This window comes from Salicola sp. AFF1 (genome assembly GCF_056783195.1).
Genome location: NZ_JBXAYL010000232.1, coordinates 1 through 240, shown reverse-complemented (window position 1 = coordinate 240; position 240 = coordinate 1). Strand labels below are relative to the sequence as shown.

The 240-nt window shown below is 63.8% G+C and carries 1 protein-coding gene; it reads left to right on the top strand.

All coding sequences use genetic code 11. The features are described from left to right. Positions 1-240, top strand: a 240-nt coding sequence (locus AC1RQI_RS17475; protein WP_481905873.1) for an IS66 family transposase, incomplete at both ends; no start/stop codon positions are given.

The following is a 240-nucleotide window of genomic DNA, read 5'->3' as shown; positions in this document are numbered from 1 at the left end:
CTGTACCGACTGGAGACCATGCTGGCGCGGCTCGGGCATCCGCTCAGCCGCACCAGCATGGCGCATTGGATCATCCGTCTGAGTGAGGTGTTCAAGCCACTGATCAACCTCATGCGCGAGGCCCAGAACACCAGCGACTACCTCCAGGCCGATGAGACCCGGTTGCAGGTGCTCAAGGAAGACGGCAAAACGGCCCAATCCGACAAATGGATCTGGGTCACCCGGGGCGGCCCGCCGGGC